Annotated in this window: 21 protein-coding genes and 1 pseudogene; 15 read left to right on the top strand and 7 right to left on the bottom strand. The window is 45.3% G+C overall.

The window, feature by feature from the left end; genetic code table 11:
* Positions 1-112: 112 nt before the first annotated feature.
* Together QT996_RS12765 and QT996_RS12760 are read left to right on the top strand one after the other, a co-directional pair.
* Positions 113-1,039, top strand: a complete 927-nt coding sequence (locus tag QT996_RS12765) for a DMT family transporter (RefSeq protein WP_333046921.1) — start codon at positions 113-115, stop codon at positions 1,037-1,039.
* A 178-nt stretch (positions 1,040-1,217) separates the two neighbouring features.
* On the top strand, positions 1,218-2,075 hold the full coding sequence (locus tag QT996_RS12760; protein ID WP_333046919.1) for an Hpt domain-containing protein: 858 nt from the start codon (positions 1,218-1,220) through the stop codon (positions 2,073-2,075).
* Positions 2,076-2,187: 112 nt separating this feature from the next.
* On the opposite strand, the gene QT996_RS12755 is transcribed toward QT996_RS12760, so the two are convergent.
* Positions 2,188-2,562: a hypothetical protein gene (locus QT996_RS12755; protein ID WP_333046917.1), complete on the bottom strand. Its 375-nt coding sequence runs from the start codon at positions 2,560-2,562 to the stop codon at positions 2,188-2,190.
* 488 nt (positions 2,563-3,050) lie between these two features.
* Here QT996_RS12755 and QT996_RS12750 point away from each other — a divergent pair, with 488 nt between their 5' ends.
* From QT996_RS12750 to QT996_RS12740, 3 genes are all read left to right on the top strand, one after another.
* Positions 3,051-5,573, top strand: a complete 2,523-nt coding sequence (locus QT996_RS12750; protein WP_333046916.1) for an ATP-binding protein — start codon at positions 3,051-3,053, stop codon at positions 5,571-5,573.
* Between the two features lie 122 nt (positions 5,574-5,695).
* Positions 5,696-7,159: a CIA30 family protein gene (locus tag QT996_RS12745; RefSeq protein WP_333046914.1), complete on the top strand. Its 1,464-nt coding sequence runs from the start codon at positions 5,696-5,698 to the stop codon at positions 7,157-7,159.
* A 294-nt stretch (positions 7,160-7,453) separates the two neighbouring features.
* Positions 7,454-8,332, top strand: a complete 879-nt coding sequence (locus QT996_RS12740; RefSeq protein ID WP_333046911.1) for a sugar ABC transporter permease — start codon at positions 7,454-7,456, stop codon at positions 8,330-8,332.
* A 158-nt stretch (positions 8,333-8,490) separates the two neighbouring features.
* Here the strand turns inward: QT996_RS12740 and QT996_RS12735 are convergent, their stop codons facing one another.
* Complete coding sequence (locus QT996_RS12735; RefSeq protein ID WP_333046909.1) at positions 8,491-9,192, bottom strand: DUF4079 domain-containing protein; 702 nt, start codon at positions 9,190-9,192, stop codon at positions 8,491-8,493.
* A 534-nt stretch (positions 9,193-9,726) separates the two neighbouring features.
* Here QT996_RS12735 and QT996_RS12730 point away from each other — a divergent pair.
* Entirely contained in the window at positions 9,727-9,852 is a 126-nt protein-coding gene (locus QT996_RS12730) for a winged helix-turn-helix domain-containing protein (protein ID WP_445304564.1), read from the top strand.
* 167 nt (positions 9,853-10,019) lie between these two features.
* Here the strand turns inward: QT996_RS12730 and QT996_RS12725 are convergent, their stop codons facing one another.
* Together QT996_RS12725 and QT996_RS12720 are read right to left on the bottom strand one after the other, a co-directional pair.
* Positions 10,020-10,439, bottom strand: a complete 420-nt coding sequence (locus QT996_RS12725; protein WP_333046906.1) for a DUF6335 family protein — start codon at positions 10,437-10,439, stop codon at positions 10,020-10,022.
* Positions 10,440-10,677: 238 nt separating this feature from the next.
* Positions 10,678-10,884, bottom strand: coding sequence for a hypothetical protein (locus tag QT996_RS12720; RefSeq protein WP_190740439.1), 207 nt, complete (start codon positions 10,882-10,884; stop codon positions 10,678-10,680).
* Between the two features lie 165 nt (positions 10,885-11,049).
* On the opposite strand from QT996_RS12720, the gene QT996_RS12715 reads away from it, so the two are divergent.
* Positions 11,050-11,463, top strand: coding sequence for a peptide chain release factor 1 (locus tag QT996_RS12715; protein ID WP_333046905.1), 414 nt, complete (start codon positions 11,050-11,052; stop codon positions 11,461-11,463).
* A gap of 126 nt (positions 11,464-11,589) precedes the next feature.
* Here QT996_RS12715 and QT996_RS12710 read toward each other — a convergent pair whose 3' ends face one another.
* The gene (locus QT996_RS12710; RefSeq protein WP_333046904.1) at positions 11,590-13,101 is read right to left on the bottom strand and encodes an FAD-dependent oxidoreductase; all 1,512 of its coding nucleotides are present in this window, start codon (positions 13,099-13,101) and stop codon (positions 11,590-11,592) included.
* A 101-nt stretch (positions 13,102-13,202) separates the two neighbouring features.
* Between QT996_RS12710 and QT996_RS12705 the strand changes: the two genes are divergently transcribed.
* The 4 genes from QT996_RS12705 (at position 13,203) to QT996_RS12690 (ending at position 17,353) form a co-directional block, all read left to right on the top strand.
* A complete protein-coding gene (locus QT996_RS12705) occupies positions 13,203-14,048 on the top strand; it encodes an ABC transporter permease (RefSeq protein WP_333046902.1) in 846 nt (281 codons plus the stop codon).
* A gap of 75 nt (positions 14,049-14,123) precedes the next feature.
* On the top strand, positions 14,124-15,002 hold the full coding sequence (locus QT996_RS12700; RefSeq protein WP_333046901.1) for an ABC transporter permease: 879 nt from the start codon (positions 14,124-14,126) through the stop codon (positions 15,000-15,002).
* A gap of 51 nt (positions 15,003-15,053) precedes the next feature.
* Entirely contained in the window at positions 15,054-16,115 is a 1,062-nt protein-coding gene (locus QT996_RS12695; RefSeq protein WP_333046899.1) for a spermidine/putrescine ABC transporter substrate-binding protein, read from the top strand.
* A gap of 149 nt (positions 16,116-16,264) precedes the next feature.
* Complete coding sequence (locus QT996_RS12690) at positions 16,265-17,353, top strand: ABC transporter ATP-binding protein (protein WP_333046898.1); 1,089 nt, start codon at positions 16,265-16,267, stop codon at positions 17,351-17,353.
* Between the two features lie 25 nt (positions 17,354-17,378).
* On the opposite strand, the gene QT996_RS12685 is transcribed toward QT996_RS12690, so the two are convergent.
* Positions 17,379-19,517, bottom strand: a complete 2,139-nt coding sequence (locus tag QT996_RS12685; RefSeq protein ID WP_333046897.1) for a protein phosphatase 2C domain-containing protein — start codon at positions 19,515-19,517, stop codon at positions 17,379-17,381.
* Between the two features lie 334 nt (positions 19,518-19,851).
* Here QT996_RS12685 and QT996_RS12680 point away from each other — a divergent pair, with 334 nt between their 5' ends.
* The 3 genes and pseudogenes from QT996_RS12680 to QT996_RS12670 form a co-directional block, all read left to right on the top strand.
* Positions 19,852-20,283: an NfeD family protein gene (locus QT996_RS12680; protein WP_333046896.1), complete on the top strand. Its 432-nt coding sequence runs from the start codon at positions 19,852-19,854 to the stop codon at positions 20,281-20,283.
* A 102-nt stretch (positions 20,284-20,385) separates the two neighbouring features.
* Positions 20,386-21,354: an SPFH domain-containing protein gene (locus QT996_RS12675; RefSeq protein ID WP_333046895.1), complete on the top strand. Its 969-nt coding sequence runs from the start codon at positions 20,386-20,388 to the stop codon at positions 21,352-21,354.
* Positions 21,355-21,550: 196 nt separating this feature from the next.
* Positions 21,551-21,796 (top strand): annotated as a pseudogene (locus QT996_RS12670) (IS1/IS1595 family N-terminal zinc-binding domain-containing protein); the annotation flags it as partial.
* Between the two features lie 257 nt (positions 21,797-22,053).
* Here QT996_RS12670 and cimA read toward each other — a convergent pair.
* Positions 22,054-23,670 carry a citramalate synthase gene (cimA, locus tag QT996_RS12665; protein WP_333046894.1) on the bottom strand — a complete coding sequence of 539 codons (1,617 nt, stop codon included), beginning with the start codon at positions 23,668-23,670 and terminating at the stop codon, positions 22,054-22,056.
* 117 nt (positions 23,671-23,787) lie between these two features.
* On the opposite strand from cimA, the gene QT996_RS12660 reads away from it, so the two are divergent.
* Positions 23,788-24,126 (top strand): 2Fe-2S iron-sulfur cluster-binding protein, encoded by a 339-nt coding sequence (locus tag QT996_RS12660; protein ID WP_333046893.1) that lies wholly within the window; start codon positions 23,788-23,790, stop codon positions 24,124-24,126.
* The last annotated feature ends 13 nt before the right edge of the window (positions 24,127-24,139 follow it).

Here is a 24,139-nt window from a genome sequence, read left to right as displayed (position 1 = left end):
CGCTGGCATTTATAATTATGAACTTTCTTTAAAGACTAAATTAGAGATCGCCTGAGACTTTCGCAAGAGGTCTATTACTTTAGGCAGTTACTAATTACCAATTATCCCCAAAATGAATCTTCCGAAACAAGCACCTAATTGGTCGATCGCCCTAGTGTTAATTATCGGCGTTTTAGCCGTCTCAACTTCCTCAATCTTAATTCGGCTGGCTAACTTTTCAGCAGGGGCGGGCGGTTTGGGTTTCAGTCTGGTACTCGCGGCCTCTCGCCTGACTTTATCTGCTTTAATTCTGGTTCCGGCTTGGCGGAAAATTCAGTGGAACGCCCTGCAACCGGGAGCTCGGCGCTATGCTGCTGCTGCGGGTTTGTGTCTCGCCCTGCACTTTGCCCTCTGGATTACCTCACTTTCTTATACTTCGATCGCCGCCTCGACTGCTCTTGTCACCACTAATCCTGTGTGGGTAGCGCTGTTGTCGCGCTTCTGGTTCGGGGAAAAACTCAGCAAAATATCGATCGCTGGCATTACTATAGCGCTTGCTGGGGGAATGGCGATCGCTCTGGGAAGCGCGGGCGCAGCTAATGCTGGCAGTAGCCAACTGCTTGGCGATTTCCTGGCTCTGACTGGTTCCTGGGCTGTCAGCTTGTATTTGCTGCTGGGCCGGGAAGCTCAGCGGCGGGGACTGGGAATTGGTGGCTATATCGCGATCGCCTATACTGTTGCTGCGATCGTCCTGCTGCCTCTCCCCTTCGCCTTCGGCACTACTTATACTAATTACCCAGACATTGTATATTTTTATATTTTGTTAACGGCCGCTTTGCCTCAGTTAGTCGGCCACACCATTTTGAACTGGGCCGTAGTGCAGATTTCCCCAACTCTGGTAACTCTTGCCATCTTGTTTGAACCGGTTGGGGCGAGTTGGTTGGGTTATTTGCTGTTTGGGGAAGTGCCGGCGCCGGCGGTACTCGCAGGTGCTGCGGTGCTGCTGTTGGGGGTAGCAACCGCTACCGTCGGAGCAAAAAAAATTACTGTCAACAGTTAAGAGTTAACATTTTTCAACATTGCCACTACTGTTGCCGTGAGTCAGAATAAAACAGATTAGGGCTTAAAAACAAAAATAACTCGTCGCTTAAATATTGGTTCCAAACTATCAAATGTCTGACTCATCACTAATGACTAATGGACTAATGATACTCGGGTGCCTTTCGGAGAATAAAATTATGCTGCCAGAACAACTACAGCGGATCATCGGCTACTTTATCGAAGAAGCCACAGAACAGATCCAAATTATCGAACAAGGCTTGCCAGATCTGCAAAATACCGTGTCAGCTCCCCAAAGAATACACCAGCTCATCCGAGCCTCGCACTCGATTAAGGGGGGAGCAGCTATGCTCGGATTTAGCAGCATTCAGCGCATTGCTCATCGTTTGGAGGATTATTTAAAACTGCTCAGAGAATGTCCGATCGCCATTGATAGCAGGCTACAATCGCTCTTAACCGAAGTTTTTGATATTTTAGTAGCCCTCGTGTCCAAGGTTTCTAAGGGTTTTGGGCTCAACCACGAAGACGCAAACCAAATGCTCTCCCTCGCCGAACCGGTTTTTGACGAACTCGACGCTTACCTGAGATTGCGAATTCCCACTCGCCTGACTGTGAGAGCTACTACGGACGAACATATTCACGTTTTCTCCGGTTACTGCACCTCCCTGAGCGAATTTTCCTCCGCCATTGCTTCGCGCGTCGGTTTGCTGGGAGGCACTATTACCCGCCACGAGCAGGATAGCCAGGGCATACGCCTTTGTATTGACATTTACCTACCCCCTTACACTAGGATCGAAAACATCCGCCAAGGTGTCGAACTCTCCGGCGCTATTATCGGGACTGTTCAGACGCAGCGCGACTTTTCGCTGCTGGCGACTGCGGATTATCCGGTTTACCAAAGTGCGATCGAACCTCCCGCAATTTGCGTCGGATGTCGCTACTATTACGGCAGAAGCGACGGCGGCTACCTGCTCAATTGCACGATCCATCCCCGCGGCCCGGAAACAGAAGATTGTCGCGATCGCGAACCGGAATAACCGCTGAAAACTCAGCCCTGGGAAGTACGATTTGGCACCAGAAAAACTTTCTCCTGAAACCAATATTTTCCCTCACACCTTTCACATTAACCCCTGCCATTTTTTTGAGTTTCTAGAGAACTAAATCCTTCTTCCTTCTGAAAGCTCCCGTAAAAACTGATACCGCCACTCGAATTAATTGCATCATGCTTGCAGGATGAGCGATCGCCCAGACATTGATTGTCAGACAAGTGATTCCCATCACTAACAAGATGTATGTCGGAGGCATTACTACCCCGATCGCGAACCAGCTAAAAACGTGAAATATCATTGCTGTAGCCCAAAGGCTGGCGACCATTACAGACGCCCAAATTTGCATTCGAGGTCGGTTTATTCCTGTCAAAATCACTGTCTGCAAAGTAGTCAGCAAGTTTGCCGGAACTAAAAAGGCACAGATAGCTATGCAGTGGGTATGAGAAAACTCGATAACTGTATTGAAGTCGATCATCAGTCTAATTGTCGGGCCTGTTGGGTATACTTAAAGAGCTTAGCGTGACTTGACTTTCAGAGCTTGTCACCCTTACTTTAACTTAATATTTCAGTAAGTAGGCCGGTCTGAAGGCACAGTTTTCTCCCCCTTGTTATGCTGGCAAAATTATACCACAAATTTAATATATGTGAAAAAATATTAAACATACTTGAAGAATGACAACAATTGCTGCCATAATTAACATCTGGGAGCGAACCTATAGAAGCTCCAAGTCCGTTAAATATCTAGAAGACCCGCGCAGGTGCAGCAGCAACACAACGGTAGGCTAATTTTCGACTCAATCATTTTGGACTCGCTGATTATCGGATGATTGATGGTCAGCTTCCATCAAGGGCTCAAGCTGTTAGGCGATCGAACAATATGATATTTTTAGGGAAAAGCTAATTTAATCTCGTATATAAAATCAATAGCACCATTTAGAAACTTTACAGCGGAAGATAAAGAAAATGGATCAACAAATCACAATTCCCGCACTTGAAGAAGTTGACTTGACCAACTGCGACAGAGAACCTATTCATATATCGGGGCACATTCAGCCACACGGAGTGCTACTTGTTGTACGAGAACCTGAACTAGAAATACTGCAAGTCAGCAAAAACACGCAAGATTTGTTAGGAGTAGATCCCGAAAGTGCGATCGGTCGAAATTTGAGCTTATTCTTCAATCGAGTTCAACTAAAAAAACTCAAGCTTTGTTTGTGTAATGAAAACTTAAAAACCGTTAATCCCATTAAACTCTCGGTCATAAACAAAGGTAAATATTTAGAATTTGACTGCATCCTCCACCGAGTAGAAGAAGTATTGATGGTCGAGTTGGAATTAGCCACCAGCCCCGAAAATCTTTCTGTTTTTAGTTTTTATCATTCAGTGAGAGCCACGGTCAGCAAAATTCAAAGCGCCCAAAATCTCAAGGAATTATCTCAAATAACTGTAGAAGAAGTCAGAAAAATATCGGGTTTTGATAGAGTGATGGTCTATCAATTTGACCACGAAGGCAACGGCGCTGTGATCGCTGAAGACAAAGCAGAAATGCTGAGTGCTTTCTTAGGATTAAACTACCCCAGTTCAGATATCCCCAAACAAGCCCGACAACTGTATACGTTAAATTGGCTGAGGTTAATCCCAGATATTAATTATCAACCCGTCCCCCTTGTGTCAGGAAACAATGTTGTTACCACCCAGCCCCGAAACCTCAGTTTCAGCGTGTTGAGAAGCGTGTCTCCCATTCACATAGAATACCTGCAAAATATGGGCGTTGCAGCTTCGATGTCAATCTCGTTAATCAAAGATAAAAAACTGTGGGGATTGATTGCTTGCCACAATTATACACCAAAATACCTCAACTATGAATTGCGCGCCGCCTGCGAATTTATCGGGCAAGTAATGTCCTTAGAACTGCAATCAAAAGAAGGAAACGAAGACTACGACTACAAACTACACTTGAAATCGATTCAAACCAAGATTTTTGAAGACATATCCACCTCCGACAACTTGTCACAAGTGTTAGGTAAATGTCAGGATAATTTGCTAGAAGCAGTCAACGCGCAGGGAGCCGCAATAGTATTTGGAGACAATTGCTATCGAGTCGGGCAAACACCTCAAGGAGAATCCCTCACATACTTAACTCAGTGGGTGCAAAAGCATTTAAATAAAGAAATTTTTTATACAGACTCGCTCACCAAATGCTATCCTGAAGCGGAGGAATTTAAAGACACGGCCAGCGGCTGTTTAGCTATAGCAATATCGCCGACTCAGAAAATATACGTTTTGTGGTTTCGCCCCGAAGTAATTAAGACCGTAAATTGGGCGGGCAACCCCAACAAACCACTTGAAACCGATGAAGAGGGCAACCCTCGACTGTCTCCTCGGAAATCCTTCGAGCTGTGGAAAGAAAATGTGAGGTACAAATCGTTGCCTTGGAAACAATGCGAAATAGACGCTGCATTGGAACTGAAAAAAGCAATGATTAATATAGTGCTGTGCCAAGTCGATAAACTCGAAAAATTAAATACCGCACTAGAAGCATCAGTCGCCCGAGAACGGGAAAAAAGTGCGAATTTAAAAACAGCGATGTCCGAGCTTAAGCGGGCGCAAACTCAATTGGTGCAAAGCGAAAGAATGTCAAGTTTGGGACAGTTGGTGGCGGCGGTAGCTTATGAAGTCACTAACCCGATTAACTTCATCTACGGCAATCTTAGCTATGCCAACGAATACAGTCAAAAAATGATTAATTTATTGCAGCTTTACGAGCAGCACTATCCGTCGCGTTCGCCAGAGATTCAAGCACAAATAGAAATAGCAGAATTAGAGTTTATAGTTGAAGACTTACCGAAGTTGCTGGGTTCAATGAAAGTAGGAGCTAACCGCATCCGCGAGATAGTTCAGTCGCTGCGAAATTTCTCTAGAATTGACGAAGCAGAGATTAAACCAGTTGACATTCACGACGGATTGGACAGCGCTTTGTTGATTTTGAGCAACAGACTCAAACCGAAGCCCGATCGCCCCGCAATTCATCTCATCAAAGAATATGGCTGTCTGCCTTTGGTTGAGTGTTACGCAGTTCAAATCAACCAAGTATTTATGAATGTACTGGCAAATGCAATTGATGCTCTCGAAGATGCCTTTGTCAACAATAATTTATCGTCGCACGGCGGGAACAAAGAAGAGCCAGTTAAGTACGGACAAATTCGGATTGTGACTGAACTTTGTCCCGGAGAAAAAGCCGTAGCAGTTCGGATCAAGGACAACGGTTGGGGCATGGAAGAAAAAGTTCGCCATAAAATTTTTGAGCCGTTTTTTACCACAAAACAGGTGGGCAAAGGTGCGGGGATAGGTTTGGCGATTAGCCACGAAATTGCGGTAGAACAACACGGTGGCAAATTGACTTGCATTTCAGCCCCCGGAGAGGGAACCGAGTTGATTATTGAGATTCCCTTGAGCCAAACTCATCCTAAACCCATTGTGAAGTGAAAAAAGTTCGCGCTAGCGAATCTATGCCGAATGGTAGGGAATCGCCCAAATTCAAAAATCGAAAATTCGATTAAAATACAAAAGCAGCTAAGTAGATTTGAGCCAATTCAGAGGAAGCTAGTATGACTGAAAAAAAAACCGCCCAATGGGATGCCGGCCGGTTTCTCAAAACCTTGGCTTATTTCGGCGTCATTCCCTTCATTGGCAGCATTAGCTGGCTGCAACAACTCTTTGGAAGCAGCAGCAAAACTAAAAAAGACCAACCCAAACTGATACTGGTAGCCGGTGCCACCGGCGGCGTCGGGAAGCGAGTTGTCAAGCGGCTACAACAGCGGGGATATAAAGTACGCTGCCTCGTCAGAGATGCTAAAAGAGCAACAGAAATTCTCGACAAAAATGTCGAATTAGTCGAAGGAGATATCACTCTGCCAGAGACGCTAACACCGCTAGTAACCGAGGGCGTGGAAGCAGTTATCTGCTGCACTGGCACCAAAGTTCAACCAGTAGAAGGAGACACCCCAACCAGGGAAAAATACTATCAAGGCATCAAATTTTATATGCCGGAAGTTGTGGATGTTCCCGAAATAGTCGAATACAAAGGCCTTAATAATTTAGTCCAAGCTGTTCGCCGTCAGCTAATTCAAGCAGGCGACAAAACAATTTTTGACTTCACAAAACCCAGCCAAGATTTAAAAGAAACTTGGGGTGCCCTGGACGACATCGTGATGGGCGGCACTAGCGAAAGTTCGATCGTCCTCACAGACAATACAGCTATATTCACAGGCAATGTTTCTACTGCCAACTCGGGCGGCTTTGCTTCGGTGCGTACCCGCAACTTCGATCCTCCGATTAATCTCACAGGATTTAGCGGCCTCCACCTGCGCGTCAAAGGAGACGGCAAGCGCTACAAATTGATTGTCCGCAACGAAGCTAAATGGGATGGAATTGGCTATTGCTATTCGTTTGATACTGTTTACAATACCTGGATTACTATCACTGTTCCTTTTGATGAGTTAATTCCAGTATTCCGCGCCAAAACTGTTAAGGATGGCTCTAAATTTGATGGCAGCAGTATTTTTTCTTTTCAGTTAATGTTGAGCAAGTTTGAATATGATGGCGCGCTAAACCCGAAATTTACACCGGGTATTTTTCAACTTGAACTAGAATCTGTTAAAGCTTATCGGGGACAGACTTTGCCGCGATTTGTGATGGTGAGTTCGGCAGGAGTTACCCGCCCGGGCCGCCCGGGAATTAACTTGGAAGAAGAACCGCCTGCTGTCAGGATGAATGATATGTTGGGGGGGATTTTGACTTGGAAGTTGAAAGGGGAAGATTGTGTGCGATCGAGCGGCATACCTTATACTGTTGTCAGACCTTGCGCTTTGACTGAAGAACCGGGAGGCAAAGCTTTAATATTTGAGCAAGGAGACAATATTAGGGGCAAAGTCAGTCGGGAAGATATAGCAGAATTGTGCGTGGAGGCTTTGGAACAACCTCAAGCTTGCAACGTTACTTTTGAGGTGAAAGAGGGGGAAAATGCCAGTTCTCCCGGAGACTGGCAGGCTTTGTTTTCTGGAGTTAAATAACATATCGCACTTCTTAGTAAAATGAGGTACGCTTGGTGATTGGTAATTGGTAATTGCTAATTGAGAAAAAGGCTCTCGCCTGCCAGCATACCTCACTTCTTTGAGAAATGCTATGTGATAACCAATATTGAGTAAAATTAAATGAACCGCGAAGACGCAAAGGACGCGAAGGAAGAGAAAGAAAAAGATACAGTTCTTCCTTCGTGCTCTTGGCGTCTTCGCGGTTTAATCATTCCGATTCAACGGGATTTGGTATGATGAGTAAAACAATAACCAATAACTAATAACTAATTTATGTCTGTGAGTTTCTTGCGACGAAACCTGACTCCTTATTTGTTTTTGCTTCCGGCTTTGTTTATTTTGAGTTTGACTGTTTTGTGGCCGGCGGTGCAAGCTTTTTATTTGAGTTTTACTAATTACGAATATGATTTAACTCAAATGCCGCAGTGGGTGGGGTTGAAGAATTTTGAGAGGTTGTGGGGCGATCGCACATTTTGGCAAACTTTGACGAATACGCTGCTGTATCTCACCTGCGTTGTGCCTGTATTGGTTGTTCTACCGTTGGGAATGGCGATTTTGTGCAACCAAAAACTTAAGGGGATGAACTGGTTTCGAGCCGCATACTACACGCCGGCGGTGATTTCAATGGTTGTCGCCGGGATTGCTTGGAAATGGCTGTTTGCTGAGACGGGACTGCTGAATCAGTTGGGGGAATTATTGGGTTTACCTCCTGTTTCTTGGCTGGCTAATCCGAAGTTAGCAATCTTTAGCGTTATGGCAGTTACTATCTGGAAAGGATTGGGTTATTACATGGTGATTTATTTGGCAGGGCTGCAAGCTATTCCGGCTGAACTTTATGAGGCGGCTGCTATTGATGGTTCTGATGGTTTGGGAAAGCACTGGGATATTACTGTGCCGCTGATGAAGCCGTATCTAGTTTTGGTAGCGGTCATTTCGGCGATTTCTGCTACTAAGGTTTTTGAAGAAGTTTATATTATGACTCAGGGCGGGCCTCGCAATAGTTCTAAGACTGTTGTTTATTATCTTTACGAACGAGCTTTTAAGGATTTGGAAATTGGCTATGCTTGTACGATCGGGCTGGTTTTGTTTTTGCTAATTTTGGGTTTGTCGATTTTGCAAGTTAGCCTTCAGGGTTTGACTCGCAATGATTAAGATTTATGACTGATTAGAACTGACGCACTCCGGGCATCATAAACTCGGTTTCTAGTTCTCATTCCTGTGATTACTAGGATTTTGTTACATTCAGAAACCGGGTTTATTGGTCTAATTTATACTAATTTTAGATTGGAATCTCGAAGTAATGCGATCGCTCACGGCTTTGGGCAGGTCTTATTGGCGAAATCACAGCTATAAATATAGGGTTTCTGCCAGTTCAGAGGAATTTGCAATAAATCCCTGGTTCCGGTCATTCCCTGTCCCAGAAAGAGCAGCACAGCGATCGAGTTCAAGATGACATGGATAGTGCGCCAGCGATTTGAGCTGTCTTTGTAAATGTCTTGAACGATGGCAAGGGAGAAAACCATAATTAGCGCAGCGGTGATGCCAATGTAGTAGTGAGACCAATACCATTCATTGGTTAGCCGATAAACGCCATCTTGAGTGCCAAGAATCACCAAACCAGTACCTGTTAGGGTGGCAAATATGCCGCGCCATAAAGCGGGTGTAGCTCGATATAGCATGACCAAAGAGGCGATAGTTGCAACAAACATCAGCACAATGAAAATGACCTGAAACGAGTTTTTGCTCCAAACATCCTTGCTCAAAATATGCTCAAAAATCGGGTAGGCTAGCCCCAACAACGTCACTCCTACCACAGAACCTGACAGAATTCGACCTGCTTTGACGTGTTCTGAACCGACTACAGGTGGAATTTTGCTCTTGGTGTCGATCGCAATTTGCTTGCGACGCTGCATAGTTTGCCACGCCATATTGAGAACAACACCAAGCATAGGAAAAACAATCGCTACAGCTAAAATAGGATGCAGCAAGGCCAGAAAATCTTTAAATTCCATACAGCACCTTTTTGTTGAGAAGGGTTGGCTTCATTAACCCTGTTTTTGCTATACATAATATCATATCCGGTGCTCTAATTACAGTAAGTTTGTAGTCAGGACTAATAGCGATTATTCAACCGCATAGAGAGGGCTAAAGTCCTGAATACAAACACGCTTTATGAGGGGTAATTCACCGGAAATGTTGAGCAATAAGAAGATATAGCAGTTGTCTATTGGGTGAGGTACCGCTTTCTCAATTACGCAATGGAGCAATTACAATTACCTTGTTCTCAGGCAAATGAAAACTGCTCGCGGTAATGTCAGTGGCGGTTAGCGACTAATTGCCTGCATCACTTTGAGCCTATATGTTACTAGCCTTTCAGTATTGAAAAACTCCTAACGGGAGTGAAAGCACGTCTGCGCCGAACTCAACCAAATGACCCGGACCAGTTATAATTTGAAGACCTAATTTGGAACGGTTTAACCCCTGAAGTTTATCGAGGCCGTCAACTAATTGAACTCACTGCCAAAAAGTTTGATTTGTTATAATTTCTGCTACGAAATTCCCGTCAAGTGATTAGCAGCGACCGAATTCTAGAAAAAGTCTGGGCTTACGATTTTATGAGCGAGTCAAACATTATTGAAGTGTATATTCGTGCGTTACGGATTAAGTTATAAGCAAGGAACTCAAAACGCCTGCTGCATACTGCTCAGGGAGTTGGATACGTGTTGCGAGAGCAAAAGTGATGAGGGGCGGATTTACAAATACTTGGCCGATAAAGTATAAATAAATACTGGTGAACCCGCTCCTATTATAATACCTATTTTTTTTGTAAAAAATAGATTTAGAAATCCGGTCGTTCCTGATAATCTTCCGCAGAACTAGGGTCTAATTCCCAGCGACTTTCATCTCGATGTTCAAGCATATTTGTTGTGTTCAAAATAGCGCCATCGGCCATCTCTATGCCCGCAGCGGCTCCCAGTTCGTCAACCATATCCAGGTCGGGAGTAGGCGCGGTTCCGCCCACCGATTGCTCGCCAGTGGCACTTTCTTGTTCCGCAGCAGGATCGCCATCCTCGCCGCCGATTTGAGCACTGGTGGAAGAGTAGTCCGAACTGCTGTCCTGCAGGGTGGTTATGTCGTCTTGGCTCAATCCCGGTTGATCGATGACGCCGGTACCGTAAGATTCGGTAATTTCTTGAGGCAATTCGCCCAAATTATCGCGTTCTGTTGTTTTTGCCTTGCCTTTTTTTTGCTGTGCCACGATACTTGCTCCTGTTTGTTTTTGAACTCAATTAAATTAAAAATGTCCGCATTTGGCTTTAACTGAATTGTTTTTAGTAATTGCCGATGGCTATAATTAAGTGGTATCGTAATTGCTATTTAAGCTTTTAGCTTCTATCCCAGGAAATATATGGATCCTGCTCGGCTATTTCATAGGGAATACAAAAAGTGATCGCCCTTTTCAAAAGGGCGATCACTTTTTAATTAGGAGGCTAATTCTATTCGGGAAAATCAGGAATTATCCATTTCGGGGGTTCCGTCCGTTTCCTTCTCACCGCTTCCTCTGCTATTTCTAGCATTTTATCCAGAGAAGTATTTTCAATAAAGTTGGACGTTGCTTCTGCGTATTCCCGCTTCGGGCACTTGTCGCCCAGAACGCAGCCATTGACGCAAGCTACAGCACAATCGACAGTGTTCTCCACCATAACTTTTTTCCTTTCACGGTTCCAACAACTAGCAGGCAGATGCTCTGGGTTAGTTTGTCAAGAGACTGCCCTATATCTTTATTTTACTTCACAAATTGTAATCAAAGGTCGATCGCCAGCGCAAAACTGTTATAAAATCAAAGCAACCTACCTAATCTGCCGATCGTGAGTAATTTTCTGCGGCGCTTAAAACTTTTACCTTGGCGAGAAATGCTGCAAATTGCCGCCCTCGTCAACTGCATCGTGATTGGAGTGGAGCTATTTTTAGCCTGGGGTTTCACGCAATCGCGGGCAATCCGCAACGGGGTGACGCTTCTCTACGGTTCCTCCCTCGGGATATTGATACCTTTTGCGGCAGCAGTGGGAATGGGAGCTTTAGCAGTGTACTTTTTAGAGTATTGGCAACAACAATTTTTGCTCAACCGAATTAGTTTGTGGGTTTTAGTTTTGTGCGTATTCTTGGGTTTGGTGTTAAAGTCATTCCTACCCATACCTCCATTATTAGCAAGTGTATCGGAAGCTGCACTAATCGGAGTTACGGTGGGAGTTTTTTGGAAGGGTCGGCCTTATTGGCGATAGTCAGTAGTCAGTAGTCATTAGTCATTAGCCCATATGGTGAGCTAGGACATACTATTACACAAAGCAGTAGTAGGACGCACCTTACCGCTAACTATTAACTAATGACTAATGACCACTGACTAAAAATTATGGCAGCCAAAAATCGGGAATGAAGGTTTTAGTCAAACTGCGAGTAAACTGATTAATCTTTCTCCCCATTTGAATGTGCGGTTCGTCAGCTTCCACGGGAATAATTGTCGCTTTGTTCCCAAGTCCAAAACGCGAAATTACCAAATTTGCTGCCTCCAAACCAGTAACATAAGCCTTTTCCTGCGACCAAGAACCGTGACGGGTCACAACCCAATCGCCGCTCATGAATACATTATCATAACTTGTTACTGCCGGCAACAAATACTGATAGCTGCCAGGGGCAAAATGCGTCACCGCCCGCGACAGCCGAATCGCGCTGCTGTCAATTACTTTTGCCTCCCGAAAAGCCGGAATGCAAGTCGCTAAATCCCGCTGAACTAAAGAAACAATTTCCTCATCTTTGAGGGGAATTAATTGATTTGCGTGATAAAAGTCAGCTTCGACAACTGTTCCCGGTTCGTCTCGAAATTCGTCGTGCAAAGCATTCAAATCAAAAAACGTCCAACCTGTAGTTGAACTAAATCCAAAACAGGCATTAGAAGGCAATGGAATGTCAATTTTTCGGTCAAACCACAGGCGAACAGCTAACACGTCAACTGCACCCAAATTCATCGCGTCCCGAAACTCTTGGCGACTTTGCAAAGCTGGGCTGCTGCTGATAATTTTTTGCATTCCCGTGACGCCAACTGCAAAAATAACTGCATCTGCCTCGAATGTTTTTTCGCCGCAAACAACGCCTGTTGCTCGGTTGTTGCTGTCAACTATTAAGTCAGTAACTCGCTGCTGTGTCAATACTTTTGCGCCTAGTTTTTCCAGGATATCGACCCAGGGGCGAAAGATTTTTTCTGCCACAGTTCCGCGACACCAAACTACATCAAAATCCGGTTGGTGTGCTAATATGAAATAATAAAGCATTCCTAAAGCTGCGGCAGCAGAACATTGTTCTCCGGGTGCAAATAAGCCTACTAACAACATCGGCTCAAAAGCATCCCTGTACAATCTTGCAGAAACGCCAAACTGTTTGAATAGTTCGCGGGCTGTGACGCGATCGTACCTGCGCCAAGCTTCGTCGGAATTGTCGAAATCTAGGACGGCGTAGAGTAAAGGCAAGGCTGAAAGCCGATCGACTAATGGCAGCCTTTTAAATCGCGTGTAAAGAAAGGTTCCTAACGGTGTGGGAAGTCGCAGTTCGTCCTGAAAAATCGGCGATTCTACTTCCAATCCTGCTGGTGAATACTGACAAGAACGAGTCCAAGGTGTGAAGGGATTGAGTCCTAATTGCTTGACTAAGGAAAAGATATTTTTGTAAGGGTACCAGAAGCCATGAATGCCTGCTTCTACGGAACGCCCGCCGGCGGTTTTCCACCCTGCAACTAAGCCACCCGGATAGGGGCCAGCTTCTAGCAGGGTGACATCATAGCCTTGCTGCGCTAGGTGATAGGTAGCGCCTAAACCTGCCCATCCTGCACCGACGACGACTATTTTTGGGGTTGACGATTCTGCTGACATTGCGTACCTCTGGATAATTTATTAATGATGACATAATTCATAAAATCCGGATTTGATATAAAATGTGTTGAATTAGGTGCTAAATTTCCCTTGAGTAAATAATGAGTGTCAAAAACCGCCAGCAGACTAACCTGTTGCTGCTCTTATTTCCCGCTACCGCATGGCTGATGGTTTTCTTCATTTTGCCAGTGATAATTGTACTTTTGTACAGTTTCTTAGAACGCGGTACTTACGGCGGTGTTACTTGGATATTTACTCTCAGCAACTACCAGCGTTTGTTCAGTGGACTTTTCTTAGGAGTAATTGGGCGATCGCTCTGGCTGGCTTTTTTGACAACGGCGGCTTGCTTGTTAGTTGGCTATCCCCTAGCATTCTTCATCGCCACCCGTTCTCCCCGCTGGCGAAATGCTTTGCTTTTGCTGGTAATTATTCCATTTTGGACTAATTTTTTAGTGAGAACCTACGCCTGGATCATACTCTTACGCAGCGAAGGAGTAGTTAACACAGCCTTGCAAAGCCTGCAAATTATTAGCGAACCGTTAAGCTTGCTTTTTACGCCTTTCGCTGTGGCGATCGGTCTTATTTACGGCTATTTACCTTTCATGGTTCTGCCGTTATATTCTAGCATAGAACGCTTCAATTTTTCATTAGTAGAAGCCGCTCACGATTTAGGGGCAAATGACATCCGCACTTTTTGGCGCGTATTTTTACCATTAACAACTCGTGGCATTGTTGCAGGCTCTATTTTGGTTTTTGTTCCCGCAGTCGGCGCTTTCATCACACCGGATATATTGGGCGGTTCTAAAACAGTTATGGTGGGAAATTTGATTCAAAATCAGTTTATGAAAGCTCGCGACTGGCCTTTTGGATCGGCGCTTTCTATGCTGTTGACGGTAATCATATTGATTCCTGTGTTAATTTACTTCCGCGTGTCTGACGAAACTTAATAAGGTAAGGTATACACGAATCGTTGCACCCTGCGTTTAGGTTAAGATGCGCTAATGATTAATGACTACTGACTAATGACAAAAACCAAACTAGATTTACTCGTGCGGGCGATCGGCAAAAAGTGGCTTTGGGTACAAGCTGCACTAGCATTTGCCTTTCTTTACTTGCCAATTCTCATCTTAATTATTTACTCCTTTAACGCCTCCCGATTCAATGCCGTTTGGCGCGGTTTTACCCTTGACTGGTATCGCAGTTTATTCGGCGGTGCAGGTACACTCGGACTCGGAACACAGCTAGGAATTGCTAGCAGCAGCAGCGCCGGAATCTTGACTGCACTCAACAACAGCTTGCTAATTGCAGCTATTTCGACTGTGTTAGCGACAATTTTTGGTACAATGCTCGCCTTAGCACTTGAACGATTTCATTTCCCAGGACGCAAAGCAGTAGAAGCTTTACTGTTTTTGCCGATTATCATGCCCGAAATTACGATCGGCATTTCGCTGCTAGTTTTCTTTACCCTAGTATTTCGGATCGTAGAAAATCTCACGGGAATTCGCCTCAATCTCGGCTTACCTACCGTAATTATCGGTCATATTGTCTTTAATATTTCCTTTGTGACTATTACTGTCAGGGCGCGTTTGGCGGAACTCGATCCGATATTAGAACAAGCAGCTTTTGACTTAGGCGCTAACGAATGGCGGACTTTTTGGCGCATCACTCTCCCTCTAATTTGGCCCGCTATTTTCAGCGCGGCACTGCTGGCTTTTACTCTGTCGCTGGACGATTTTGTCGTGACATTCTTTACCACAGGCGTCGGTTCGGTGACGCTGCCACTATTTGTTTACGGCATGATAAAATTTGCTGTCACGCCCGCAATTAATGCCATTTCAACTTTGATGTTGTTGGCTTCCTTATTGCTAGTTTTATCATCGCTCAAACTTCAAAAAAGTTAAAATAATTGCTTTTTGTGTCATAATTATTCTCGTCTGCAACTAACACAACCTATGAAACGCTTCCTGACTTTCCTACTTTTGTTTGTGATGAGTGCAACGGTGGCTTTCGGCTGTAGCCGCACAGGTGGCAACCAGCAGCAACTGCTCAGCATTTACAATTATGCAAGTTATATCGCCCCAGAAACGATCGCCCAATTCGAGAAAGAGAACAATGTTAAAATTCAATACGACACTTTCGAGAACAGCGACGCACTCTATGCCAAACTCAAACAGGGAAACCCCGGTTACGACTTAATATTTCCCGCCGATTACATGGTGAAAATCATGATCGCAGAAAATTTAATTGAGCCTCTAAATTTAAACAATATTCCCAACCAAAAAAACCTAGAACCTAAGTTTATCAATCAAGCTTTTGACCCCGGTAATAAATATTCCCTGCCCTACCAGTGGGGAACGATGGGAATTGGCTACAACGTGAAAGCAACCAAGGGCGATATCAACAGTTGGGCGGCGATGTTCGATTCTAAATATACCGGAAAAGTCGCGTGGCAAGACGATGCGAGATACACATTTGCAGGAGTTTTAATGTATTTAGGATTTGACCCAAATACAACCAATCCCGAAGAGATTAACAAAGCCCGCGATTTGCTGATTAAAAGTAAAAATATCATTGCAGCTTTTGTCCCCGACACCGGGCAAAACCTGCTCGATCAAGGAGAAGTAAATCTGACGATGGAATGGAGTGGCGATGTTTTTCAAGTTATGAAAGAAAATCCCAATCTCCGCTACGCTATTCCCAAAGAAGGAACAATTATCTTTTCTGACAACATGGCAATTCCCCAAGGTGCGCCCCATAAAGAGTTAGCGGAGAAATTTATTAACTTTATTTTGCAGCCAGAAGTAGGCGCGAAAATTTCTAATTTTACGCACTTCGGATCTCCCAACAAAGCAGCAATTGCTCAAGGTTTAATCGACCCGAATGATTTGAAAAATCCTCAAATTTACCCACCTGCTGAGGTGTTTGGCAAAATGAAATTATTGCAGGATGTCGGGAAAGCAACTGCATTGTACGATCGAGCTTGGACGGAAGTTAAAGCAGGGGCTGGAAAGTAGATATAACACAGGTTTCTGCCGGGGCGGGTTTACTTAAATTTTTATTTTTTATTAGAGATTTTGATGAACCAGCCCCTAGATAATTTATGTTTATTTAACCGGAATTGACTTCAGATTTTTATTACTCATAACTAATACATACTAATACAATGCACGCTGTCGAAGTTTTAGAAGTTTCCAAAGTATTTAAAAGTGTCCGCAGTCAAGATTTCTTAGCTGTAGATAATATCAACCTGCAAATTTACGATCGAGAATTCTTTTCTTTACTCGGCCCTTCCGGCTGCGGCAAAACTACAACTTTGCGAATGATTGCCGGTTTTGAAATTCCCACAGCGGGCGAAATTTACATTCACGGCCAACCGATGCAAAATCGCCCGCCATTTCACCGCCCAGTAAATACGGTATTTCAAAACTATGCTTTATTTCCGCACATGACAGTAGCACAAAATGCCGCTTTTGGGTTGGAAATGGAGAATTTACCTCACAAAATAATTCGCGATCGCGTTGCTGAAGCCTTAGCATTAGTACAGTTAACCGAGGTAGAAAAACGCTATCCCCGCCAACTGTCAGGGGGACAGCAGCAGCGAGTAGCGCTAGCAAGGGCATTAGTCAAACAGCCGTCTGTTTTGCTGTTGGATGAACCTTTAGGAGCGCTGGATTTAAAATTGCGTAAAGAGATGCAGTTAGAATTAAAAAAAATGCAGCGCCAATTGGGAATTACCTTTATTTATGTAACTCACGACCAAGAAGAAGCGCTCACTATGTCGGACAGAATTGCAGTGATGGATGGAGGAAAACTGCAACAAGTCGGGACGCCTGTTGATATTTATGAATATCCTAAAACGCGGTTTGTTGCTGATTTTATTGGCGACAGCAATTTTTTAAGTGGTCGAGTAGTAGAAAAGCAAAACGGTAAAATAATCGTGTTGGTTGACCAGCAGTTAGCCGTGTTAGTTGCGACAGCCGAAGATGTGCCCAGTGGGAAAGTTGTCACCCTGGTGCTGCGGCCCGAAAAAGCTGCTATTTATCCGGCTAATTATGACGCTGAAAATAGCTGGCCGGGAATAGTAGAAGAGGCTATTTATATTGGCACTGACACGCGCTATACGGTGCGGTTGACTGCTAAAAGTTCGATCGCCCTTCGCCGACAAAACTTGCACAGAGATGACTTGCAGCGATACCAAGTCGGCGACAGCGTTCGAGTTGCCGTGCCGCCAGAAAGTATCTGCATTTTATGAAAGGTTCTGCTTAATTCAATCTCCCTTACTGCGGTGATGGCGAAGGAGTTGTCGCTTCTTCGGGCAAGGGAATTTCCGCAGGAGTCGATGCGGGCGACGGCGACGGACTCTCGGCCCCGGACGAGGGACTCTCCGAAGGAGTTGATTCTGGCGACGGCGAGGGACTCTCGGCCCCGGGCGAGGGACTCTCCGAAGGACTTGGGGCGGAAGTTTCCGGCGGTGGCGGAAGTTGTGCGGGTTCGGCCTGGGGGCTTTGGAGGCTACGCACCCACAAACCTAAACCGCCGCCGGCTAATATCAGCCCCAACAGCCCCAGTAGGGCCAGCGGCAGCTTGGATCGCCGTTTTTGAACGGGTTCCGGGGCGGGGGAAGTTTCGGGGTACAACAACTGTTTGGACGATTCTGAAAGCTGAGATTCTGGAATCCTCCCCGACTTCTTGAGGGAGGCCGGGAGGGACGGCGGCAGCGACACCGAAGCTGACACCGGCGCTGACACCGGCGCTGAGGCCACCGCCGGATCAAACAGTACCAATCTCTCCGGCGACATCCGACAGTGAGTCACCACCACAGAGGTGTTGTCATAACCGTTTTTCTCGTTGGCGAGACGAATCCAAGACTGAACTGCGGCTTCCAAAGACATTTTGCCATCGAGCACCTCTGGGCCGTAATTCTCCCAAGATTTCTCTACCCAGTCGTTGTCGCTCAAACCGTCGGAACACAGCAGCAGTAAGCCTTCCTCTTCGACAATAAATCGGTGAATCGTCGGGCGCAGGAAATCGCCGTCCCGCGTTCCCAAAGCTTGAGTCAGGGCTCCGGCATCGGCTCGCAGTTGAGTCTCCCAGTATAAACAATGTCCTAGCTGGACTTCCCTTGAGGCTACGTCGTCGTCCACAGTCAGCCGGTGACAGTAATTTTTGCCAATCCAATAAGCCCGGCTGTCTCCAACATTGACTAAATAAAGTTCGTGACTGTTATTCGAGGGCAAATCCTCGGAAATTTTCACTTTTTGAGGCAACTGGAGGGCCATCACCAAAGTCGTCCCCATCCGCTGTCGCAACTCTTTTCCCTGCTCGTTATTTTGAGCGGAAATCACATTATTCACAACTCTGACTATTTCTTCGAGTTGCTTGATGACCATTGCTGGCGTCATCAATTCTTCTTGTTCAGCAATTTCTGCGAGCAAATTTTGGATTAAAGCTTTCAGGGATTGCACGGCTAATTGACTGGCAACTTCTCCTCCTTCGTGGCCTCCAACCCCGTCGCAAACCATTGTCAAGTAAGGAATTAGTTTCTCACCGCCTGAAGTTTTGCTAGATTGAAAATCAGCAGCAGTCGGATAGCAACTGTCTTCATTTTGGGAGCGCTGCGGCCCGGTATCAGTCATGCCGACTACTTCTAAATGTAGAGGCAATTTAACGGCTTGTTCTAATAGTAAATCGTTGAGTTCCAGGGCGATCGCGTCGAAATTCATGCTGCTGCGGCGCATAAACTGACAAATCTCTCCGAGTTTCGACTGCACCTCGGGTTGCGCTGATTCCACCAAACCTGACCACACATCTCCCAAATCCCGCAGCGTCGGTACAAAATTGCCCCGGTGCAGTTCCAGCAGGCGTACCCGCCAACCTTCCACCCGCAAATTTTCCGGTATCAGCAAACTCGAAGCGACTCCCTGTTCCGATAGCGGCGCCCACAGTTGGAGCATTTGCCACAGCCAGTAAACTTGGCGCGCGGCGCTTGTCCCAGACCAAGATTCTAAAATAGAAGGATACAGGCGACCGAAATTATTGATGGGTACATTTTCCAACAACAGCACCTCTGTCGCTTCCGGTGCTTCCCCTAGCGAACAATAACCGTATACTTCCGGCGTATGCAGCCGTTGGGGATACAAATGCAGGTAAGGCATAATCGTATCCGGCAGTTGTTCCGGGACGCTCGGAGGCACAGCAGGACGGCTGTCGAGCCAGATTTGGGGTGCAATGACAAAGTATCGATCGGCTATTACCTTACCCGCCGGCACTTCCTCGGCTGCTTGTCCCACCACCCACACATAGCGATAAATTAAATCCGTTTCGCACGCTGCACAGTGCTGGCGGCCAAAGGTATTGCGGGGATCGGGACAGCTAAGATTCGGACAATAAATGGGTTCGGAGAAACTGCTGATCATATCGAAATAGTTTGTGTAAAAACATTCTGAAGATATATGATTCGCAAGCTCAAATTCATGAGCTTGAGAATAAACTGATTTTAGCCCCTATCAATTTCTTAACTGCCTTTGGGCCCCTAGAAATTGTAGTTTCTGCCAGTCTGCACCGGCTTAAATTGTAATTTAAGTTACTAAACTCTGACTTAGAGTACGGTAGAAGCCTCAACCTGATACCGTGGCGCGAAAAATCGCTCTGAGGGCCAGCAAGTGGCAAACCCTTGTACAGTCAGTTGTTGGCATTTCTTAAACCTTAAATTTCCAATCTAAGATCTAAATAGTATCACCTATTCTTTTTATGATCTGGACTCCCACGCTCCTTTGGCTGCTAGCTGGGTCTTTGCTTTGTTTGGCAGAGCTATTTCTCCCGACTGCTTTTGTCGCTTTTGTGATGGGACTGAGCGCCTTCGCCGTAGCTGGATGCTCTCTAGTTCTACCTTACGTTAATTTACAAATATTCCTGTGGATGGTGTTTTCGACTGTTTTTGTGCTGCTGTCTCGGCGGTTGATACCAAAAGGCACGGCAAGGGCGATCGCAGATTCTCAGGAAGCAAAAACTTTAACAGAAATTCCCCCCGGAGAAGCCGGCCGAGTGATTTATGAGGGGAATTCTTGGCAAGCTCGCTGCGAAGACACGAACGCCACTATCCCCCCCAACCAAAACGTAATTGTGGTGGGACGGAAAGGCACTACTCTAATAGTTTTGCCAGAAAACCTCTTGCATTCTTAAAAAAAATGCGTAATTAATCACAGGCAATTAGTAGTTAGTCATCAGTCATTAGTCAATATTTAACAGTCAACAGTTAACACTCCATGTTTATAGGAGGCGACCGTGGAACAATTTTTTTTACTTGTATTTTTAGCACTTGGCGGCTCAGCCCTCGCAGGTTCCGTCAAGATTATCAATCAGGGAAATGAAGCGCTGGTGGAAACTTTAGGTAAATACAACGGCAAGAAACTGGAACCCGGTTTGAATTTTGTCACGCCGTTTATGGATCGCGTTGTTTACGAGCAAACAATTCGGGAAAAAGTTTTAGATATTCCCCCCCAAGCTTGTATTACCCGCGACAACGTTTCCTTTACCGTTGATGCTGTGGTTTACTGGCGCATTGTAGACTTGGAAAAAGCCTGTTACAAAGTAGAAAATCTCCAGTCAGCAATGGTAAATATGGTGCTGACTCAAATTCGCGCCGAAATGGGTCAACTGGATCTCGAACAAACCTTTACTGCTCGTTCTCAAATTAATGAAATATTGCTCAGAGATTTAGATATTGTTACTGATCCTTGGGGAGTGAAAGTAACACGGGTAGAATTGCGCGATATTATCCCTTCTAAAACGGTACAGGAATCGATGGAATTGCAGATGGCAGCCGATCGACGCAAGCGGGCGGCAATTCTGACATCCGAGGGCGAACGCGAGTCAGCAGTTAACAGCGCCAAAGGTAAAGCTGAAGCGCAAGTTCTGGATGCAGAAGCGCGCCAAAAAGCGACTATTTTGGAAGCGGAAGCTCAACAAAAGGCGATCGTCCTGAAAGCTCAAGCAGAACGCCAAAGTCAGGTTTTGAAAGCTCAAGCTACTTCTGAGGCCTTGCAAATTATCGGCAAAACTCTGCAAAATGACCCCAATGCTCGGGAAGCTTTACAATTTTTGTTAGCTCAAAACTATCTGGATATGGGTCTAAAAATTGGCACCAGCGACAGCAGCAAGGTGATGTTTATGGACCCGCGCAGCATTCCCGCGATGCTCGAAGGAATGCGCTCGATCGTTGGGGAAGGTAATAATAATGAGGTGAAAAAGTAGTCTTAGGTAGAATGGCGATTGAAACAGACTGCTAACTCTGTATGAGGGGCTTTATCCCTCATACAGAGTTAGCATCAATAGCAAAAATGATTGTGTCATCACGCACCACATTATTAAATAATCGGCGTTGCTAAAGTAAGATATCATTGAGTCTGATAGCCATTCACAAAAAACAATTTAACACAAGTCATCTTCTATGAAATGTCCTGAATGTCAGTCAACTCATATCAATAAAAATGGGCGCAAAAAAGGTAAGCAGAACTACCTGTGTGTTAACTGTGGGAGACAATTTATAGACTGCTATCAACCTCACAGAGGTTATGCTCAAGAAGTGAAAGACGAATGCCTAAAAATGTATGTTAATGGCATGGGTTTGAGGGAAATTGAAAGACTCAAAGGGGTACATCATACAACAATTATGAATTGGATCAAACAACTAGGATAACTCCTGCCCGATTTTTATGCTCGACAGTTAAATTGGCTAATACCAATTTAATGTGAAGTTGCACATATCTCGATCCCCCTAAATCCCCCTGGTTGTAGGGGGACTTTGAGCGGAATCTTGTCCCCCCTTAATAAGGGGGGCTAGGGGGGATCTGATTCTATGCAGCCTCATAAAAAATTGGTATAATCCTCTCTTGAAATCGCCTGGTATCTATTTAAACATCGATATTCAGGCAACTTCTCTTCGCCGTCAACCTAATAACTCGACACAGTTAAAACGATCGCCTCCCTATCTCCCAACACCAAACCATACTCCAAACCTTCAACAACCGCCTGATAAGAAGCATCCAAAATATTACCAGAAACCCCCACAGTCGTCCAGCGGTCATGACCGTTGCTAAACTCAACCAAAACGCGAGTTTTAGCAGAAGTTCCCGCACATCCGTCCAGAATTCGCACCTTATAATCGGTTAAGTTAAAATCAGTAATTGCCGGATAAAAATTCCGCAAAGCCTTCCGCAAAGCCGCATCAAGTGCCGAAACAGGCCCGTTTCCTTCCGCACATTCTAGAATATCTTGACCGTTAACAGTCACCTTCACCGTTGCTAAAGAATTAACTGTTTCCTCCCTACCTTTATCGCAGTGAACTTGAAAACCTTTGATTTCAAATAAATGCTTGCGTTTTCCCAAGGCCTCTCGCATTAACAATTCAAAAGACGCCTCAGCCCCCTCAAATTGATATCCCTGACTTTCCAAATCTTTCAATTTTTCCAAAATTTGCCGGCAAGCAGGATTTTTGCGATCGAGATCCATGCCAAAAGTGCGCGCTTTCGCCAAAACATTGCTCAAACCCGCTTGATCGGAAATAATAATTCGTCGCCTGTTGCCAATTTTTTCCGGTTCCAAATGTTCGTAAGTTAACGGATTTTTCTCAACAGCCGATACATGAATTCCGCCTTTATGAGCAAAAGCCGAAAGGCCGACAAAAGGAGCATGATCATCGGGAGCAAGGTTGACAATTTCGCTGATCGATCGACTTACTTGAGTTAATCTAACTAATTGCTCATCTTGAATGCAATCATGACCCAACTTTAGCTGAAAATTAGGAATCAATGAACATAAATTGGCATTGCCGCAGCGTTCGCCGTAACCGTTAATAGTTCCCTGTACCATCGTCACTCCTTCCCGCACAGCCGCCAAAGCATTAGCAACCGCAACTCCCGAGTCATTGTGAGTGTGAATTCCTAATTGTATGGATTTTTCGCGATTAGTTCCTAAAGATTCTAAAACCTCGCGAACAACCTGACTGACTTCGTGAGGTAAAGTACCCCCGTTAGTATCGCAAAGCACCAGCCATTCTGCGCCCGCATCCGCCGCCACTTCTAAAGTTTTAATAGCATAATCTGGATTGTGTTTGTAGCCGTCAAACCAGTGTTCCGCATCGTAAATGACGCGCCTTCCCTGACTCCGCAAATATTCAATTGTATCTCGAATCATCGCCAGATTTTCTTCGAGCGTAGTCTTCAAACTTTCAATAACGTGCAAATCCCATGACTTGCCAAACAGCGTCACCCAGCGAGTACCGGCGGACAAAATAGCCTGCAACATTTCATCATTAGCTGCCGTAGTTCCCGGCCGCCTAGTCGAACAAAAAGCTACAACTTCTGCTTGAGTTAGGGGCTGTTCTTTGAGTCGCCAAAAAAATTGTACGTCTTTAGGATTCGCCCCCGGCCAGCCGCCTTCAATAAAGGGAATTCCTAAACTGTCTAACTGTCGAGCAATTCGCAGTTTGTCTTCGAGAGATAAGCAGAGTCCCTCGCACTGAGCACCGTCTCGCAGCGTGGTATCGTAGATCCAGAGCCGATTTGTCATGGGAAATTGCGATCGAGAAATTGGTAATATATCACTTCCCATATTAGATGAATTTATTTGAATTTAATGCGATAATATATAGGAAAATTAACATAAATCTAACTGGGGTAAATTGCTGTGGTCAAGGTACAAGCGCAAGGAAAAACATTTGAGTGCGATCGCGGCTCTAATCTCCGTGAAGTTTTGCTCAAAAACGGCATCGATCTCTACAACGGCAACGCCAAAGTCATCAACTGCCACGGCTTCGGTACTTGCGGCACCTGCGCCGTCACCGTCGAGGGCGAAGTTTCCGAGTCCCAGTGGCGCGAAAAAGCCCGACTTTCGGTTCCTCCCCATTCTCCTGCCTCCAACCGCCGTTTGTCCTGCCAAACCAAGGTTTTAGGCGATATTAAGGTGACAAAATATGACGGTTTCTGGGGCCAGGGATCTGAAACTGTCTGGAACCCCCAAGGATAGATTTTTTGTTAAG

Source organism: Microcoleus sp. S13C4 (genome assembly GCF_036700865.1).
GTDB lineage: Bacteria > Cyanobacteriota > Cyanobacteriia > Cyanobacteriales > Microcoleaceae > Microcoleus.
This window is presented reverse-complemented; position numbering and strand designations above follow the sequence as displayed.

Bases quoted from the DNA above. Each gene is read 5' to 3' on its own strand.
- QT996_RS12765 (WP_333046921.1), top strand. From the start codon at position 113: ATGAATCTTCCGAAACAAGCACCTAATTGGTCGATCGCCCTAGTGTTA.
- QT996_RS12760 (WP_333046919.1), top strand. From the start codon at position 1,218: ATGCTGCCAGAACAACTACAGCGGATCATCGGCTACTTTATCGAAGAA.
- QT996_RS12755 (WP_333046917.1), bottom strand. From the start codon at position 2,562: ATGATCGACTTCAATACAGTTATCGAGTTTTCTCATACCCACTGCATA.
- QT996_RS12750 (WP_333046916.1), top strand. From the start codon at position 3,051: ATGGATCAACAAATCACAATTCCCGCACTTGAAGAAGTTGACTTGACC.
- QT996_RS12745 (WP_333046914.1), top strand. From the start codon at position 5,696: ATGACTGAAAAAAAAACCGCCCAATGGGATGCCGGCCGGTTTCTCAAA.
- QT996_RS12740 (WP_333046911.1), top strand. From the start codon at position 7,454: ATGTCTGTGAGTTTCTTGCGACGAAACCTGACTCCTTATTTGTTTTTG.
- QT996_RS12735 (WP_333046909.1), bottom strand. From the start codon at position 9,192: ATGGAATTTAAAGATTTTCTGGCCTTGCTGCATCCTATTTTAGCTGTA.
- QT996_RS12720 (WP_190740439.1), bottom strand. From the start codon at position 10,884: ATGGTGGAGAACACTGTCGATTGTGCTGTAGCTTGCGTCAATGGCTGC.
- QT996_RS12710 (WP_333046904.1), bottom strand. From the start codon at position 13,101: ATGTCAGCAGAATCGTCAACCCCAAAAATAGTCGTCGTCGGTGCAGGA.
- QT996_RS12705 (WP_333046902.1), top strand. From the start codon at position 13,203: ATGAGTGTCAAAAACCGCCAGCAGACTAACCTGTTGCTGCTCTTATTT.
- QT996_RS12700 (WP_333046901.1), top strand. From the start codon at position 14,124: ATGACAAAAACCAAACTAGATTTACTCGTGCGGGCGATCGGCAAAAAG.
- QT996_RS12695 (WP_333046899.1), top strand. From the start codon at position 15,054: ATGAAACGCTTCCTGACTTTCCTACTTTTGTTTGTGATGAGTGCAACG.
- QT996_RS12690 (WP_333046898.1), top strand. From the start codon at position 16,265: ATGCACGCTGTCGAAGTTTTAGAAGTTTCCAAAGTATTTAAAAGTGTC.
- QT996_RS12685 (WP_333046897.1), bottom strand. From the start codon at position 19,517: ATGATCAGCAGTTTCTCCGAACCCATTTATTGTCCGAATCTTAGCTGT.
- QT996_RS12680 (WP_333046896.1), top strand. From the start codon at position 19,852: ATGATCTGGACTCCCACGCTCCTTTGGCTGCTAGCTGGGTCTTTGCTT.
- cimA (WP_333046894.1), bottom strand. From the start codon at position 23,670: ATGACAAATCGGCTCTGGATCTACGATACCACGCTGCGAGACGGTGCT.